Source organism: Bisgaardia hudsonensis, assembly GCF_004345785.1.
Lineage (GTDB): Bacteria > Pseudomonadota > Gammaproteobacteria > Enterobacterales > Pasteurellaceae > Bisgaardia > Bisgaardia hudsonensis.
Genome location: NZ_SLXI01000001.1, coordinates 17,945 through 35,837, shown reverse-complemented (window position 1 = coordinate 35,837; position 17,893 = coordinate 17,945). Strand labels below are relative to the sequence as shown.

Genomic DNA, 17,893 nt, shown 5'->3' with positions numbered 1-17,893 from the left:
AAAAATAAAATGAAAAAATTTTTAGTACTGCCAATTGCAATCACAGTATTAACCGCCTGTTCATCCAATGCACCAGCTCCCGTTGAAAACGCAAGTGGTGAGCTAACACCTGGCGTGATGCAGCCCGTGTCAAATACAGGTACAAATGGCAGCTGGCAACCACAAATTGTGGAGCAATCAATACCTGTTAATAACAATACAAACATTGGTTATCAACAAGGTGTAAATACGCAAGTTAATGCGACAAAACAGAAAGTAAATACTCAAATAAATGCGACAAAGCAAAAGATCAATACTCAGGTAAATACAGTAACACAAAAAGTATCTCAAGATTTTACTATTCCACGTAATCCGCAAACCAATGCACCAGAATATAGTAAAATTGACAAAGGCTTTTATAAAGGAAGTAGCTATAAAGTACGCAAGGGCGATACAATGTTCTTAATCGCCTATATTTCAGGGATTAGCGTAGATGAGCTTGCTACAGCTAATAATATGTCGGAGCCCTACCATTTAGCCGTAGGTCAAACCTTAACTATTCCTAATAATAGCAATGAACCAACAAATATAGTTGCGCCATCGCCTAAAATTGTAGAACCAGTTAAACCAGTGGTAACTTATAGAGAAGGACCAAATGGCACTAAATATGGATCGGATGGTACTATTGTAGGACCAATAAAATCAACAACAGCAAATGCTCAACAAACAGTTACAGATACAACTATTGCAACAGTGCAGAAAACACCATCCATCATTCCTATTCAAACAACAAAACCTGTTGTTGCCTCTAACATAGCTTGGCGTTGGCCAACTAATGGAACAGTAATACAAGGTTTCTCAAGTGCCGATGGAGGAAATAAAGGGATTGACATTAAAGGCTCTCGTGGGCAGGCAGTTAATGCAACTTCAGCAGGGAGAGTAGTCTATGCAGGCAATGCCTTGAGAGGATATGGTAATTTAATTATTATTAAGCACAATAATGATTACTTAAGTGCCTATGCACATAACGAAACTATTTTAGTTAAAGATCAACAAGAAGTAAGTACAGGTCAACAAATTGCTAAAATGGGAAGTTCAGGAACGAATGCAGTAAAACTTCACTTTGAAATTCGTTACAAAGGTAAGTCTGTAGATCCGATGAGCTATTTACCAAGACGCTAAAAAATAAACAGTAAAAATCAATTTTTTTACTTCGTTAGGCTAATTCCTACTGGAATTAGCCTAAATAGTAACTTGAATATAAATCTACAATGCCTCTTAATCTCTTAATATTGTCGAAATAACCCGAAATAAAGATATAAACTTACAATACTTTACTTTTAAGGTTATTTTACAAAATACAATAATTTCTTATCAAAATTACCAGTAGCTCAAGCAACACAAATGATGCAATGAAAGCTCAATTTGTTGCAATGCCAAAAGATTCTCAAGAGCAAACTTGTAATCAAGCGTTCAAACAATTAAAACAAATGGAAGCAGCAATGGGTATGAAATAAATAAAAAATAGTTAAAAATTTAAGTAATAATTTTAGATACTAGTTCAATATTGTATCAAGGCTAGTCTTCTTAACTTAGTCTCAATCCATTTATTATTGTAGTAACAGATAACGTACACCTATTTTATCAAATAATGAACTTTTCATTTCTTCTTATACCTCTTATTCACAGATGTTGAATATATAATTCAACTTATTGTAAGCTATAAGTTATAGTAATGAATTAATAATATTACTAAACCCCTTTAAATAATTACAATTTAATATTCATTACGAACCAATAACAGCATAACTAATCTGTTCAATTAAGCGTTTATAAATATTACTTCCGTCACTTGGATTGACTTTTATTTCAATAATGGTTGTTTCTTTGCGAATATATGCTGTTTTTAATACGGAACTAAGATCAGCCCAAGTATAAGGTCTTGCATATTTGAGGTCAAACATAGTGGCAACTTGAGAAAACTCAACATTGTGTGGCATTCGATAATATTGTTCTTTAACCGATTCATCTACTGGTAACATATCAAAAATAGCACCACCATTGTTATTAATAATGAAAATAACCGTTGGTTGATCTAATTTTTTCAATAATGCAAATGAATTCAAATCATATAGTGCCGAAAGATCACCAAGCATTGCTACAGTTATCTTTTCAGTGCCAATACTAATACCTGATATTGTCGCAAGTAATCCGTCAATACCACTTGCACCACGATTTGTATAAACAGGATAACCATCTGGTAATTTAGCTAAAGCATCTGCTAATCGAACAAATAAGCTATTGCCTAAAAATAATTGGCTATTTTTAGGTAAAATACGACCAATATAATAAGCTAAAGACGCCTCATTCAAATTTCCACTCACTTCTTCTTCAATAAATTTAGTACAAAAATTAGCTAAGGCTAAAGGCTCAATTAACCAAGGTTTCTGTCTTAGTGGAGGATGAGCTCTCAACCAATGATGAATTTTAGCATTAAAGCGAATACTTGAATGATGATAAGGATCGATCACTTTATTTGAAGAATCTACAATCCAAAATTCATTTTTGAATGTACTTAAGAATTGGTTAATTCGTTTACTAATAAAGCCAGTTCCTAGTTGAATGAGAATATCTGCCTGTAATAATTTTTGTTTTATTGTTTCATTAGCTAACCAAATATCAGCATGTGGTAAATTTGGTTCAACAGTTGATTGAATATCAGTAATCATTATCCAACCCATTGTATTCGCCCAATCTTTAATGCCTATTGCCTGTTCAATAGGAAGACGTCCCACTACAATAATTCCCTTTTGGGTACGCCAATGATCCCAGTTTTCATGCATTAAAACTTCATGTTGATTAGACTGGTACTTTACCCATTTTTTATTTTGAGCCAACCAACGTTGTATATTTGATAACCAAGGATGAAAATCAATTTCTTCATTCTTCGCTTCATATAAAGGTTCTGCAAAAGGGACATTAATATGAATAACACCTGATTCTTGTTCTTGTTTATAGCAAGCATTATCAATAATTGAGATTAACCAGCTAGTATTATAGTCTTGGCTCGGTCGAGGTAAATTAATCGCTGCGATAGGATAATTTGCGAACATATTTTCTTGTAATATAGCTTGATTGGCTCCACATTCTAGGAGCTCTAATGGTCTATCTGCTGTTAAAACAATCAAATTAACACCTGTCTGACGAGCTTCAATAATCGCAGGATACAAATTAGCCGTAGCAGTACCAGAAGTAACAATAATAGCCACTTTTTGTTTTATTGATTTTGATAAACCAAGTGCAAAAAAACCTAAACCTCGTTCATCAAAATGAGTATGGCAAACGACTTTTCCTCCGTCCTGTAAACGGTTTGCCTCTAATGTCAATGGAGTAGAACGAGAGCCTGGAGCAATGCAGAAATGCGACACGCCTTGTCGAACAAGTGTTTCTAAAATTACCTTTGCCCAACAACGATTAAATACACTAATTGACATTATTATTCTCTCCATTTATTCTTTGTGTAACAATGAGATTAATCCCAGTGCTTTACGTTCTATTTCTTCCCATTCTAGCAAAGGAACAGAACCTTCAACAATCCCAGCTCCCGCCAAAATACGAATATTATTATCCTCAATAAAAGCACTACGAATTGTTACTGTAAATTCAGCATAATCTTCAGCCATAATACCTAATGTACCAGCGTACCACTCTCGACTAAAAGTTTCTACTTGTTGGATAAAGCTTTTTGACTCTTTCTTTGGTACCCCTGCAACTGCAGCTGTCGGGTGAATAGATTCTAAGCAAATCTGATCTAAGTAACCACACTTTAATCTTGCAGTAATTCTTCTTTTTAAGTGCTGAACCTGTCTTAATCGTTTTATTTCTTTATCTTGAATATTTATTTCTTCAATATGAGGAAATAAATTCTGCTTAATATCTTTTACAACAAGCCAATTTTCATAACCATTTTTCTCATCATTAAGTAACCAAGTTGCTTGTTGTTTATTCTGTTTTTCATTATCTGTAATTACCGCTGTGCCAGCAACCGCTTCAGTTACTAAAGATTGACCATTACGTTGGTATAATCGTTCAGGACTAGAACCTAAAAAAGTACAATGTTTATTTTCAGCTAATAAGAAATGGTAACAATCTTTATTATATTTTTCACTTTTAGCTAAAAAATCCTTGTCATCTAATGGTGAATCAGTCACAAAATTAGTTTCATTTGACAAAACAACTTTTGTTAAAATTCCTTTTTTAATTTCTCTTAATACATCCTCAACCCAACTTTCCCATTCTTGTTGACTTGCTTTTTTAGTTTGTAATTGAATTGTTTGCTTAATATCTTGTATTGGTTTAGTTAATGTTAAAGAATCAAGTAATTCAAGTATCTCTTTTTTTTCATCTAGCCAGTTTATTTCGTTGTTAATAACAAATTGAATACATAATGAGTCTTTAGTTTGCTCAAGCAAAAGGCGAGGTAGAAAAAACATCACATTATTATTAAATTTCATTCCTCCAACTAGAGAAACCTTGTTTGATAAAATAAATTGCTGTGCTTCATTGAGTGCTGAAAAAGATAATACAGTACCTATCGAGGCTAATTTTTTATCATTATCTCGAAAATTTAAATAAAACTGAGGATATAAATCTTGTGCCTTTAACCAGCTCAGTAATTCTAAATACCCAGTTACTTGAAAACGAAAAATACTTATTTTCTCTTTTCTGCTAGGTCTGTGGCACTTTATTATAGAAATTAAATCCCTTTTTATTTGTTGTAAAGTATCCATTTCAAAAAATTATTGTATTTAGTGGAAAAATAAGTTAAAAATAAGCTCTAATTTTACCGCACTTTACCCAAAGTTTTTAGCAAAAGTTTTAGTCAGTCAAATATAAATACAATATACCCCTAAAATAATGCAACTTTTAACGAATAATCGAAGGTACCCTATGAAATATTTCCCTAAATCAGATAAATTAGAACATGTTTGTTATGACATCCGTGGTCCCGTACATAAAGAAGCATTGCGCCTTGAAGAAGAAGGTAATAAAATTCTAAAACTCAACATTGGTAACCCCGCACCTTTTGGTTTTGAAGCTCCAGACGAAATTCTTGTAGATATTTTGCGAAATCTTCCATCCGCTCAAGGATACTGCGATTCAAAAGGACTTTATTCAGCGAGAAAAGCAATCGTTCAATATTACCAATCTAAAAATATTCTAGGAGCGACCGTAAATGATGTATATATTGGTAATGGTGTTTCTGAATTAATCACTATGTCCTTACAAGCATTACTTAATAACGGAGATGAAATATTAATTCCAATGCCAGATTATCCGTTATGGACAGCTTCAACAACCCTTGCAGGAGGCAAAGCCGTACATTATTTATGTGATGAACAAGCTAATTGGTTTCCTGATATAAATGATATTAAAAGTAAAATTACCTCTAAAACGAAAGGTATTGTGATTATTAACCCTAATAATCCAACTGGTGCCGTTTATAGCAAAGAATTACTATTAGAAATAGTGGAGGTCGCTCGTCAACATAATCTGATTATTTTTTCTGATGAGATTTATGAAAAGATTCTCTATGATGATGCGGTTCATCATCATATTGCAGCGTTAGCTCCAGATTTATTAACTATTACATTTAATGGGTTATCAAAAGCTTATCGTGTTGCAGGATTTCGTCAAGGTTGGATGATTTTAAATGGACCAAAACATCAAGCTCAAGGTTATATTGAAGGTATTGATATGCTTGCCTCAATGAGACTATGTGCCAACCATCCAATGCAACATGCTATTCAAACTGCTTTAGGTGGTTATCAGAGTATTAATGAATTTATTTTACCTGGTGGACGCTTATTAGAGCAGCGTAATAAAGCTTATGATTTAATTAATCAAATTCCAGGTATTAGTTGTGTTAAACCTATGGGCGCAATGTATATGTTCCCTAAAATTGATATTAAAAAATTCAATATTTATGATGATGAAAAAATGATATTGGATCTTTTAAGACAAGAAAAAGTTTTATTAGTGCATGGTAGAGGGTTTAATTGGCATGCACCAGATCATTTCCGTATTGTAACACTACCTTATGCCGATCAAATTGAAAGTGCATTAAATAAATTAGCTCGTTTTTTGGAACAATATCGACAGTAATACAAATAAAAACGCTCAAAGTTGAGCGTTTTTATTATTCTCCAAAATTATCAGGCAACTGGTTTAACATTGATTTCCAAATCTCAGCACTTCTTTCCTTATTATCCGATAAGTATTTTGCTGCTTTTTGATAATCTCCATTTTTGCAACATTCTGCTAAATTATGATAAAAAGATAAAGTAAATTTACGAGATTTTTTTTCACTAAAAAACAAAATAGCTACTTTATGATAAAGATCCTTAAAGCTATTTAAAATTAATCCGTATACTGGCTTTTGAGCAACAAAGGTAAAACTACGATAAAGATGGTAATCAAAGTCTGCGAAAGAATTTTCATCATCTTGTAAGTTTGGCAATGATTCAAATAGCTTTAATGATGATACTGAATCCATTTTTATTGCCTCAGGAATATAATGCTCCCCCATTCTCGTTCGCAATGAAACAACATTAGAAATAATAGTGGGAACAGTTGACTTATCTAGCTTAATTAATGTACCAATAATATTTGGTCCCGCAGTTTCCCAAACATTATTTACTTTCGTCGGTTTTCCATGTTGTATATTTAACCAACCATCTCTTGCTAAACGTTGTAACACTTCTCTCAAGGTTGTACGAGTAACACCTATACGCTCTGCTAACTCTCTTTCTGCGGGAAGATCAGAGCCTGGAGGATAATGATTATTCCAGATGCTCATAACTATATATTCTTCAGCCAATCCTGCCGGACTTTGTGCTTTTAAAATGGATTGGTTATTTGTCATTATATGCCTACTTAATAAAAATGTGATTTAGTTAACAGTTTTATAGGTGATAAAATTAATGCTCTTTATTATCCTTGAAAGTACTAAATATTACAATTACAATGACTTCGTTTTTATTATTTTATTATATTTGAGGTTGTAAAATGAGCAATACTAAAGCTTTCCTTGTTAATTTTTTAGGAGGCAGTCCTGATTGGTATAAAATAGCAATAGTCTCTTTTTTAATTATTAACCCTGTTTTATTTTTTGGAGTTAGCCCCTTTTTAGCTGGCTGGGTTCTCGTCGCTGAGTTTATATTTACCTTAGCTATGGCTCTAAAATGCTATCCATTACAACCAGGAGGACTGTTGGCATTAGAAGCTGTCATTATTGGAATGACATCTGCAGAACACATAAAAGAAGAAATAATGGCAAACTTTGAAGTAATTCTACTATTAATGTTCATGGTTGCTGGTATTTATTTTATGAAGCAATTACTTTTATTTGTTTTTACTAAATTGTTACTTAATATCCGTTCTAAAATAATTTTATCCCTTGCATTTTGTTTAAGTGCGGCCTTTTTATCAGCCTTTCTTGATGCCTTAACTGTTGTTGCTGTTATCATTAGTGTTGGTATTGGATTTTATGGGGTGTACCATAAGGTTGCATCTGGTAGAGGATTCGATGAATCCGATGATATTAAAGATGATAAATATATTATTCATCGCAAAGAAACACTGGAAGAATTTCGTTCTTTCTTACGAAGCTTAATGATGCATTCTGGAGTGGGAACTGCATTGGGTGGTGTAATGACAATGGTTGGAGAACCTCAGAATTTAATTATCGCAGAACAAGCTCATTGGAGTTTTGCTGAGTTTTTTATCCGAATGCTTCCCGTTACACTTCCTACTCTTATTTGTGGAATTATTACTTGTGTCTTATTAGAAAAATTAAAATGGTTTGGCTATGGTTCAAAACTGCCTCGCAAAGTATGGGGCATTTTGGCAAAATTTGATCGCAATAATAGCCAAAAAATGACTAAGCAAGATAGAATGAAATTGATTATACAAGCCATTGTTGGTATTTGGTTAGTCATTGGACTCGCATTACACTTAGCAACCGTTGGTATTATTGGATTAACAGTTATTATTTTAGCCACAGCATTCTGTGGAGTGACAAATGAGCATCAGCTAGGAAAGGCTTTCCAAGAATCCTTACCATTCACTGCATTATTGGTCGTATTTTTTGCTGTTGTTTCAGTTATTATTGATCAAAAATTATTTGCCCCATTAATTCATTTTGTATTAGCTGCACCAGAAGATACTCAACTACTTCTGTTCTACGTATTTAATGGCGTGCTTTCTTCCATATCAGATAATGTTTTTGTTGCGACTGTCTATATTAATGAAGCAAAAGTAGCGCTTACTGAAAATATTATTTCTCAAGATCAATTTGAGTTGCTTGCAGTAGCAATAAATACGGGAACCAACTTACCTTCTGTGGCAACACCAAATGGACAAGCTGCTTTCTTATTTTTATTAACTTCATCATTAGCACCACTTATTAATTTATCTTATGGAAGAATGGTATATATGGCACTACCTTATACTATCGTTTTATCTGTAGTTGGTTTATTAGCAATTGAATTTATTCTACCATGGATTACCCCATTAGCTTTACAACTTCTGGGATAAATGCATCATTACTTATAATCAAAAGGGATGGCAATGCTCAAATTTTTAAAAATATTATCAACACAACGTACCAGCTGGCTACTACTCATTCTATCTGGATTGTTGTTAGAAGGATGCGCTCTCTATTTCCAACATGGAATGGACCTATCTCCCTGTCTCATGTGTATTTATGAACGGGTTGCATTATTGGGTATTGTCATTTCAGGGATTATCGGTTTTATCTTTCCTAGATTTATTCTAATAAGACTATTTGCTATTATTGTTGGCTTATTTAGTGCCATTAAAGGATTGTTACTAGCATTAAAGCATTTTGATTATCAAATCAATCCAGGGCCTTGGAATCAATGTTCTGTATTAGCTGAGTTTCCAACTACAATTCCTTTAGATAAATGGATTCCCTATATGTTTAATCCAACGGGCTCTTGTAGTGACATTGTGTGGTCATTTTTAGGGTATTCTATGGTACAGTGGATAATCTTTATTTTTTCTTGTTATATCATTCTATTTTCATTATTGCTGATTAGCCAGTTCAAAAAAATAAAGCAACAAAGAATGATCTTTAACGAAAGCTAGAGAACAAAAATGCTCAAATAAATTAATATTTGAGCATTTTTATTTTCTAATTATGAATATCCAAAATAACAAACTGCAAACTTTGTCTTTCCCAAATACGTCTTTTTTGTAGTTTAAGACGTCTTATTCTTGCCGTTCTTTTTGTTCTAAAGTTAGATGGTGATTTATTTTGTTTTAAAAATGTTCTTCTTTTTCGTATCATTACAATTATTTCCTCTATTATTTTACTACACTATCTTTTATATTTTCTTCTACTCGATGATAATTGATAATACTATTCATATAGCGCCGAATATTTTCAACATATTGCAATGCCTCATACCCTCTAGCATAACCATATTTTAATTTTGAATAGTAACGTTTTTCAGCAAGTAAAGGTAAATTATTTTTTACATCTAACCAATTATCCGGATTTCCTCCTAATTGTTTTGTTAAGCGCCTTACATCCAACAAATGCCCTAACCCCATATTATAAGCGACCAACGCAAACCAAATCCTATCTTCTTTTAAAATACTATTAGGCATTTGATTAAGTAATAGATGAATATATTCAGAACCAGCTTTAATACTCTGTTCGGGATTTAATCTATCTGTGATTTGCATTCTATCGGCAGTTGCTTTTGTTAGCATCATCATCCCTCTCACTCCTGTTGGAGATGTGGCTTTAGGCTCCCAATGAGATTCTTGATAAGCAATAGCCGCTAATAATTTCCAATCCAAATTACCTTGATACTTTTTAAATAATTCAATATAAGTCGGAAGAGTATCTTGAATTGCTCTCATATAAGCGCGAATATCCACATAATCAAACTGAGATAAATGACTAAAATACTTTTCCTCTATTCTAGCAATAACACCTGTTTCAAGAGCTATACTTGTAAAACCTAATAAGGCAGCTTGTAATTCATTATACGCATTATTTGCCAAATACCAATGTACTGTTGATTCATCAGTTAAATCAAATGCAACAGATATTTCTGGCCTTATTTGCTGTACCGCGGCAACATCAATGCTTGTTGCAATAGCATAATCAATTTTTCCTTCTGCTACTTTTAACAATATCTCTTCTTGCGTTTTATCTAATTCTTCCCAACTTAATCTAGCATATTTCTCTGTAAATGAATTGAGAATTTCATTAATACCCGTTCCTGAAGATATACTTATCTTTCCATCAATATCTCCAAAAGATAAAGGTCTTTTTTGTCCTTTTTTATAAACTAATTGCCAAGAAGCATTATAATAAGAGGGACCTAATTGGAAATTAGTTGCTTTATTTGAATCATATAATAAGTTAGCTGCCGCAATATCTATTTGTTGTTGTTCTAAAGCTCTAAATAACTCAGTACTATTTTCAAAAACCTTAATATCTAATTTTACACCGAGATAATCTGCAAAATGCTTACCTAATTCATATTCCAAGCCTGATTGTCCATTTTGGTCAATGAAATAAGAAATTGGATTATTAATTGTTCCTAAAATTAACTCCCCACGTTTTTGAATCGCAGTATAACGACTTTCCTCATCTCTAATTACTTTTTGCCAAGGAAAAACCATATCAATTGCCCAAAGCAATAATAAAATAGCACAACTAATTCTAATAAATAATCCTTTCAATCAATTCACCCAATTAATTTATACTCATTCTTTCTACTCAGTTGATGGCCAAGAATGGACCACTGCTTTCACTAAAGTAGCTAATGGTATTGCAAAAAATACCCCCCAAAAACCCCACAATCCCCCAAAAATAATAACAGATACAATAATTGTTAAAGGATGTAAGTTTACAGCCTCTGAAAATAAAAATGGAACCAATAAATTACCATCTAGTAATTGAGAAACAATATAAGTTGTAATTAAATACCAAAATGTTGGCGTAACCCCAAACTGAAAGATGGCAACAATCACTAAAGGAATAGTAACAAGTACTGCTCCAATATAAGGTACTAATACAGATAAACCGACAGACACCGCAAGTAATAATGAATAATTCAAACCAAAAATTAAAAAAATAGCATAACTAACAATCGTCATTACCAAAATTTCTAATAATTTACCACGAATATAATTCGCTATCTGTAATTGCATTTCTCGCCAAACCTCTGATACTAATGTACGATTTTTAGGTAAAAAACCTACAATATAATCCATTAACTCTTGTTTATCTTTTAATAAAAAAAACATCATCAACGGAACAAGAAAAGCATAAATACCCAACGTAACTAGACTTAGTAAAGAAGTTATCGAAAATTTTAATGCAGATTCACCAAAACCTAGAATTTTTCCTTTAAATGTCGTAAAAAAAGCATCAACCATTTGATAGTCCACTAACTCAGGATAAGCCTCAGGCAATGATACTAGCCATCCGTTTAATTGATTAAACATATAAGGGAGATCACTTAATAATTTTGCGGTCTGAGTCCATAATTTAGGAATCAAGACAAATGTCATTAGAAAAACAATACCTATAAATCCCCCAATAACAAGTGAAATAGCCAGTAATCTAGGGAAATTTAACTTTTTAGTCAATAAATGTATTGGATATTCAAGTAAATATGCCAGCACAATCGCAATTAAAAGTGGTGCAAGTAAATTACTAAAAAAATAAACTATAATAAAACTAAAAAGCAGAATAGCAAACAATGCCATAGCTTGTGGATCAGTAAATCGGCGATAATACCAGCTTCTTATCATTTCGATCATAATTTATCCTTCAATAAGACTTTTTTATGATTATAAGGTAAAATTTTAATAATTTATATCAACAAAGGATTTTTTTATGGAAATCATTATTTATCACAACCCTAAATGCTCAAAAAGTCGAGCAACATTAGCATTATTAGAAAAAAATAACATTCAACCAACAATAGAACTATATTTACAGAATCCACTTTCTCTTGAGCAGCTAAAAGAATTAGTCAAAAAACTGGGGATTTCTTCTGCTAGAGAGATGATGAGAATCAAAGATGAACTTTATACGTCTTTAGCATTGGACAATCCAGAATTAAACGAGGATGAATTATTAGAAACGATTGTAAAAAATCCAGTATTATTAGAACGTCCTATTGTAGTAAATGGTGAACGAGCGTGCATAGGACGCCCTCCTGAAAATGTATTATCTATTTTATAACAATTTAATTTGTACTGTTCCTATCAGTTTAGTTATTTACAAATAAATTTAAATAAGGTAATAATTAGTTTTAGATTATATAACTACACAAAAAGGAAAAAATATGCAAAAACAACTCTTACCTCTAATTGTTGGCTTAAGTTGTGCTTGTTCGGTATTAGCTGATAATGCACTTGTATTACAAACAGATTTCAGCTTGAAAGATGGTGCCGTTTCAGCAATGAAAGGCGTCGCATTTTCTGTTGATGAAGATTTAAAAATCTTTGATTTAACACATGAAATCCCCCCTTATAATATTTGGGAAGCAGCTTATCGTTTATACCAAACAGCGCCTTATTGGAAAAAAGGTACGGTCTTTGTTAGCGTTGTAGATCCTGGTGTTGGAACAGATCGTAAATCTGTTGTACTTAAAACAAAAACAGGTCATTACTTTGTGACACCTGACAATGGTACATTAACCTTAATTGCTGAAAATCTAGGGATTGATAGTATTCGAGAAATTGATGAAAATAAAAATCGTCTTCCTGGTTCTGAAAAGTCTTATACCTTTCATGGGAGAGATGTCTATGCTTATACTGGAGCAAGATTAGCCTCAGAGACTATTTCATTTGAGGAAGTGGGTAAAAAATTAGATAATAAAGTACTTAATATACCTTATCAGAAAGCAATTCTAGAACAAGATACTTTAAAAGGTAATATTCCAATTTTAGATATCCAATACGGTAATGTGTGGACAAATATAAATGATGATTTATTAACTAAATCAAATATTAAAAAAGGTGATATTACTTGTGTCGAGATCAAAGAGGGAAATATAGTAAAATATTCAGGTAAAATGCCATATGTAAGTAGTTTTGGTGATGTTAAAGAAGGAAAACCGCTTCTTTATTTAAACAGCTTATTAAATGTTTCTTTTGCATTGAATATGGATAATTTCTCTGAAACATATAAAGTATATTCTGGATCAGATTGGAATGTAACTTTACATAAGTGCCAGTAATTAAAAATTGGGAGTTCATTAGAACTTCCATTTTTTATTACATCCATCTTCTTAGAATTATCTTCTAAGATTTTAGTCTATTATTAATAAAATAGTGCTATAATCCGCCACCGATATATTTATTCATATATCGCTTTCCAAAATTTAGTAATATTATTAAAAATAAAATATGAGAGAAAAAAATGACAAAATATCAACATACTCGTGGTGAGATAAAAGATAATGCCATTAAAGCATTATTGCATGACCGACTTTTTAGAGAGAAGATAGAACGAAACCGAAAAGGAAAAGGGAGCTATCAAAGAAAGCCGAAACACGCAAAAAGAGGCGATGAAAGCCCGATTATTAATTCTTTCTTATTTTACTAAAGAATTAATAATCGGGTTTTTCTTAAGCTATAAATAAATAGGAGTAATCAATTATGTCAACAAAAACAGAAATTTTATTTACTGATAATTGTAACGTGCGAATCAGCGATCCTGGTGAAGAGGGTGCTAAAAGCCATTTTTTTGAGACTATAAATACAACGTTATTAGCTCATATTGACGGTATGAATATTTCTTATGAATTTATTCGTAAAATAGAAGATCAAGTAAAAATCAACCGCTCTTTTACTCAATTGGAAGAATTATTCAAATTTTTAGGTGATTATTTAGATCCTATTTCTCTTGGGTTACTTGGTGTTAAAATTGGTCAACTTAGTATTAAAGCCTAATAATTCCATTTAATAAGTTGAAATTTGTAACTTTATCTCCATATAAGTGAGCGTCTAATTAATAAAATAATAAGGAAATAATTTATGAACAAGAATCAAGAAACTCGTGGTTTTCAATCTGAAGTAAAACAACTTCTACAACTAATGATCCATTCACTTTATTCTAATAAAGAAATTTTCTTGCGTGAGCTTATTTCAAATGCCTCTGATGCCGCAGACAAGCTACGCTTTCAAGCACTTTCAGCACCTGAACTTTATGAAGGGGATGGGGAGTTAAAAGTTCGCATCAGTTTTGATGATAAAAAAAATACTATTACAGTTAGTGACAATGGAATTGGTATGACTCGTGATCAAGCGATCGATCACTTAGGAACAATTGCAAAATCTGGAACTAAAGAATTTTTGACTGCACTTGGCAGTGATCAAGCGAAAGATAGTCAACTTATCGGGCAATTTGGTGTCGGTTTTTACTCGGCATTTATTGTAGCGGACAAAGTAACTGTAAAAACTCGAGCAGCTGGAGCCACATCAGAAAATGGTGTACTTTGGGAATCAACTGGTGAAGGCGAGTATTCTGTTGCTGATATTGAGAAAAAAGATCGTGGAACTGAAATAACATTACATTTAAGAGAAGATGAAAAAGAATTTGCTAATGAGTGGCGACTAAGAGATGTTATTGCTAAATATTCTGATCATATTGGTTTACCAGTGGAAATTCTCAGTAAAGAATATGATGATGAAGGTAAAGAAACGGGCGTAAAATGGGAAAAAATCAATAAAGCTGAAGCACTTTGGAATCGTAGTAAAAATGAAATTTCTGACGATGAGTACAAAGCGTTTTATAAACACCTAAGTAGCGATTTTGCTGACCCACTATTATGGGCACATAACAGAGTAGAAGGAAACCAAGAATATACTAGTTTACTCTATGTTCCATCTAAAGCACCTTGGGATTTATTTAATCGTGAACATAAACACGGATTAAAACTTTATGTACAACGTGTTTTTATTATGGACGATGCTGAGCAATTTATGCCAAATTATTTACGCTTTATGCGAGGCTTAATTGATAGTAACGATCTGCCACTAAATGTTTCACGAGAAATATTACAAGACAATAAAGTAACAGCAGCATTACGTAAGGCATTAACAAAACGATCACTACAAATGTTAGATAAACTATCCAAAGATGAAGAAAAATATCTTCAATTTTGGAAAGAGTTTGGCTTAGTATTAAAAGAAGGACCTGCAGAAGATTTTGCCAATAAAGAAAGTATTGCTAAGTTATTACGTTTTGCTTCGACTAAAAATGATAGTAGTGAGCAAAATGTTTCATTAACTGACTATGTAGCAAGAATGAAAGAAGGACAAAAGGCAATTTACTATATTACTGCAGATAGCTATATTGCAGCAAAAAATAGCCCACACTTAGAATTATTCAATAAAAAAGATATTGAAGTTTTACTGCTTTCAGATCGCATTGATGAATGGATGTTAAGCTATTTAACTGAATTTGATGGAAAACAATTACAACCTATCACCAAAGCAGATTTAGATCTCGGTGAGCTTGCTGACAAAGATGAAGAACAGCAAAAAGAACAAGATAAAGAATTTGGTTCTTTTATCGAAAGGGTAAAAACATTGTTAGGTGAAAGAGTAAAAGAAGTCCGCTTAACTCATCGATTAACTGATACGCCAGCAGTTGTATCAACAGATAATGATCAAATGACAACACAAATGGCAAAATTATTTGTAGCCGCAGGGCAATCTGTTCCTGAAGTAAAATATACTTTTGAGATAAATCCTGAACATCACCTAGTTAAAAAAGTGGCTGATATTGCTGATGAAGAGGCCTTTGCTAACTGGATTGAACTATTACTTGAGCAAGCTATGCTAGCAGAAAGAGGTTCATTAGAAAATCCAACTGCATTTATTAAACGTGTAAATCAGTTGTTATCTAAATAAATTTCAGTAAAATGTAAGCGTTACTTTAAATAGTAACGCTTTTTTTATTCAATATTAAAGGAAAGAGTATGAAAAAATTTTTATTATTAGGTATATCAGTATTATTAGCTGCTTGCTCAACAAATTATTCAACAAAAACGTTATCGCCAAGTTGCCAAGATTATTTCCAAGTAATTGATAATAATTTATCAAAATCATCTCTTTCTAATTTATCAGATGTAAAAATTTCATTTAATGAAAGCAAACAAAAGTTAGATGCCTTACCTGTTGAAAAACAAAATCGTATTTGTAATATTCGAATGGCGCATACTATACAAAAATCCAAATAAATATTCTTAATAAATAATACTTAATTTTTTCATTCTTCTTAATAAAAAATAAACCGCACCTTATTTAAAATAAGGTGCGGTTTTATAAAGTATCTTAATTAATTTTTATTAATAAACGCCTTGAGCTAACATTGCATCAGCAACTTTTACAAAGCCTGCTACGTTAGCACCGACTACATAATTAATATTTTCTTGCCCTTCAACTTTGCCATATTTTTTACAGTTAGCGTGGATATCAAGCATAATATTATGTAATTTTTGATCCACTTCTTCTGCTGTCCAATATAAACGTTGAGAACTTTGAGCCATTTCTAAACCTGAAGTTGCTACGCCACCAGCATTTGCCGCTTTACCTGGACCAAATAACACACCAGCTGCTAATAAGGCATCTGTTGCATCAATAGTTGTCGGCATATTTGCCCCTTCTGCAACAAGTTGAACACCATTAGCAATTAATGTTTTCGCATCTTCTAATTCTAGCTCATTTTGAGTCGCACAAGGTAAAGCAATATCCGCTTTCACACCCCACGGGCGTTGTCCTTCAAAATATTTTAAGCCAAATTGTTCAGCATAATCTTTCACTCGACCACGTTTTACATTTTTAATTTCTAACAATGCCGCTAATTTTTCTTCTGTAAACCCTGCTTCATCATAAACATAACCAGAACTATCAGAGCAAGTCACTACTTTAGCACCTAATTGCATTGCTTTTTCGATCGCATATTGTGAAACATTACCAGAGCCAGAAACAATAACAGTTTTATCTTTAAATGATTGGCCTTTTTCTGCTAACATCGCTTGAGCAAAATAAACTAAACCATAACCTGTTGCTTCTGGGCGAATTAAGCTTCCACCAAATGACAAACCACGACCAGTAAATACACAACCAGCTTGATTAGATAATTTTTTCATCATACCTGCAAGGTAACCTACTTCACGTCCACCTACACCGATATCTCCAGCTGGAACATCTGTATCAGGACCAACATGGCGATATAACTCTACCATTAATGCTTGGCAGAAACGCATAACCTCTGCATCTGATTTTCCTTTAGGATCAAAATCAGAACCCCCTTTACCACCGCCCATAGGTAATGTTGTTAACGCATTTTTAAAAATTTGCTCAAAACCTAAAAATTTTAAGATAGATAAATTTACAGACGGATGAAAACGCATACCACCTTTGAAAGGACCAATAGCACTGTTAAATTGTACACGGAATGCACGGTTTACTTGAACTTGACCTTTATCATCTGTCCAAGCAACACGGAATTGGAATGCACGCTCAGGTTCAACTAAACGCTCCAATAATGCTTCAGAACGGTATTTAGGATTTTTTTCTAAAAATGGCCAAATAGATGTTAGTACTTCACGAACAGCTTGTAAAAACTCTGGTTGATGACCATCACGTTTTTCTACTTTTGCGAGAAATTCTTCTACTGAAGTTAATGTTGACATAATTTTCCTTCCTAATTATTTTAATTTGTGTGTTTGTTTTTATTTAATTCTTATGTGAGCAAATTGCTCTTTTATTAATATGCAATAAAAAACATCTGATTGCAATTATTTTTTAATATAAATCTACAATAAAATAACAATTGCAATAT

18 protein-coding genes are annotated in these 17,893 nt (G+C 32.4%); 11 read left to right on the top strand and 7 right to left on the bottom strand.

Annotated features, from left to right (window positions below):
- Positions 1-9: 9 nt before the first annotated feature.
- Positions 10-1,161 (top strand): peptidoglycan DD-metalloendopeptidase family protein, encoded by a 1,152-nt coding sequence (locus tag EV697_RS00185; protein WP_132021336.1) that lies wholly within the window; start codon positions 10-12, stop codon positions 1,159-1,161.
- 230 nt (positions 1,162-1,391) lie between these two features.
- A complete protein-coding gene (locus EV697_RS09785) occupies positions 1,392-1,496 on the top strand; it encodes a DUF5339 family protein (protein WP_165906450.1) in 105 nt (34 codons plus the stop codon).
- A gap of 270 nt (positions 1,497-1,766) precedes the next feature.
- Here EV697_RS09785 and menD read toward each other — a convergent pair whose 3' ends face one another.
- Both menD and EV697_RS00175 read right to left on the bottom strand, forming a co-directional pair.
- Positions 1,767-3,473 carry a 2-succinyl-5-enolpyruvyl-6-hydroxy-3-cyclohexene-1-carboxylic-acid synthase gene (gene menD / locus EV697_RS00180; protein WP_132021334.1) on the bottom strand — a complete coding sequence of 569 codons (1,707 nt, stop codon included), beginning with the start codon at positions 3,471-3,473 and terminating at the stop codon, positions 1,767-1,769.
- A gap of 15 nt (positions 3,474-3,488) precedes the next feature.
- Positions 3,489-4,769 (bottom strand): isochorismate synthase, encoded by a 1,281-nt coding sequence (locus EV697_RS00175; protein WP_132021332.1) that lies wholly within the window; start codon positions 4,767-4,769, stop codon positions 3,489-3,491.
- Between the two features lie 160 nt (positions 4,770-4,929).
- Between EV697_RS00175 and EV697_RS00170 the strand changes: the two genes are divergently transcribed.
- Entirely contained in the window at positions 4,930-6,144 is a 1,215-nt protein-coding gene (locus EV697_RS00170; protein WP_132021330.1) for a pyridoxal phosphate-dependent aminotransferase, read from the top strand.
- Between the two features lie 34 nt (positions 6,145-6,178).
- On the opposite strand, the gene fadR is transcribed toward EV697_RS00170, so the two are convergent.
- Positions 6,179-6,904 carry a fatty acid metabolism transcriptional regulator FadR gene (gene fadR, locus EV697_RS00165; protein WP_132021328.1) on the bottom strand — a complete coding sequence of 242 codons (726 nt, stop codon included), beginning with the start codon at positions 6,902-6,904 and terminating at the stop codon, positions 6,179-6,181.
- Between the two features lie 143 nt (positions 6,905-7,047).
- On the opposite strand from fadR, the gene nhaB reads away from it, so the two are divergent.
- Both nhaB and dsbB read left to right on the top strand, forming a co-directional pair.
- A complete protein-coding gene (gene nhaB, locus EV697_RS00160) occupies positions 7,048-8,577 on the top strand; it encodes a Na(+)/H(+) antiporter NhaB (RefSeq protein ID WP_132021326.1) in 1,530 nt (509 codons plus the stop codon).
- A 33-nt stretch (positions 8,578-8,610) separates the two neighbouring features.
- Positions 8,611-9,150 (top strand): disulfide bond formation protein DsbB, encoded by a 540-nt coding sequence (dsbB, locus tag EV697_RS00155; protein ID WP_132021324.1) that lies wholly within the window; start codon positions 8,611-8,613, stop codon positions 9,148-9,150.
- A 46-nt stretch (positions 9,151-9,196) separates the two neighbouring features.
- Here the strand turns inward: dsbB and EV697_RS09780 are convergent, their stop codons facing one another.
- Genes EV697_RS09780 through EV697_RS00145 form a run of 3 tightly spaced genes read right to left on the bottom strand, consistent with a single transcriptional unit; the run spans position 9,197 to position 11,850 of the window.
- Positions 9,197-9,352 carry a hypothetical protein gene (locus EV697_RS09780; RefSeq protein ID WP_165906449.1) on the bottom strand — a complete coding sequence of 52 codons (156 nt, stop codon included), beginning with the start codon at positions 9,350-9,352 and terminating at the stop codon, positions 9,197-9,199.
- 17 nt (positions 9,353-9,369) lie between these two features.
- Positions 9,370-10,764, bottom strand: coding sequence for a membrane-bound lytic murein transglycosylase MltF (mltF, locus tag EV697_RS00150; RefSeq protein WP_132021322.1), 1,395 nt, complete (start codon positions 10,762-10,764; stop codon positions 9,370-9,372).
- Positions 10,765-10,797: 33 nt separating this feature from the next.
- On the bottom strand, positions 10,798-11,850 hold the full coding sequence (locus EV697_RS00145; RefSeq protein WP_132021320.1) for an AI-2E family transporter: 1,053 nt from the start codon (positions 11,848-11,850) through the stop codon (positions 10,798-10,800).
- A gap of 76 nt (positions 11,851-11,926) precedes the next feature.
- On the opposite strand from EV697_RS00145, the gene arsC reads away from it, so the two are divergent.
- From arsC to EV697_RS00115, 6 genes are all read left to right on the top strand, one after another.
- Complete coding sequence (gene arsC, locus EV697_RS00140) at positions 11,927-12,277, top strand: arsenate reductase (glutaredoxin) (protein ID WP_132021318.1); 351 nt, start codon at positions 11,927-11,929, stop codon at positions 12,275-12,277.
- 103 nt (positions 12,278-12,380) lie between these two features.
- Positions 12,381-13,277 (top strand): SAM hydrolase/SAM-dependent halogenase family protein, encoded by an 897-nt coding sequence (locus EV697_RS00135; RefSeq protein WP_132021316.1) that lies wholly within the window; start codon positions 12,381-12,383, stop codon positions 13,275-13,277.
- A gap of 182 nt (positions 13,278-13,459) precedes the next feature.
- Positions 13,460-13,645, top strand: a complete 186-nt coding sequence (locus EV697_RS00130) for an alternative ribosome-rescue factor A (RefSeq protein ID WP_132021314.1) — start codon at positions 13,460-13,462, stop codon at positions 13,643-13,645.
- 53 nt (positions 13,646-13,698) lie between these two features.
- Complete coding sequence (locus tag EV697_RS00125) at positions 13,699-13,992, top strand: DUF5377 family protein (RefSeq protein ID WP_132021312.1); 294 nt, start codon at positions 13,699-13,701, stop codon at positions 13,990-13,992.
- An 84-nt stretch (positions 13,993-14,076) separates the two neighbouring features.
- A complete protein-coding gene (gene htpG / locus EV697_RS00120; protein ID WP_132021310.1) occupies positions 14,077-15,957 on the top strand; it encodes a molecular chaperone HtpG in 1,881 nt (626 codons plus the stop codon).
- Between the two features lie 68 nt (positions 15,958-16,025).
- Positions 16,026-16,286, top strand: coding sequence for a DUF5339 family protein (locus tag EV697_RS00115; RefSeq protein ID WP_132021307.1), 261 nt, complete (start codon positions 16,026-16,028; stop codon positions 16,284-16,286).
- Positions 16,287-16,394: 108 nt separating this feature from the next.
- Here the strand turns inward: EV697_RS00115 and gdhA are convergent, their stop codons facing one another.
- Positions 16,395-17,744 carry an NADP-specific glutamate dehydrogenase gene (gdhA, locus tag EV697_RS00110; RefSeq protein ID WP_132021305.1) on the bottom strand — a complete coding sequence of 450 codons (1,350 nt, stop codon included), beginning with the start codon at positions 17,742-17,744 and terminating at the stop codon, positions 16,395-16,397.
- Positions 17,745-17,893 lie beyond the last annotated feature (149 nt).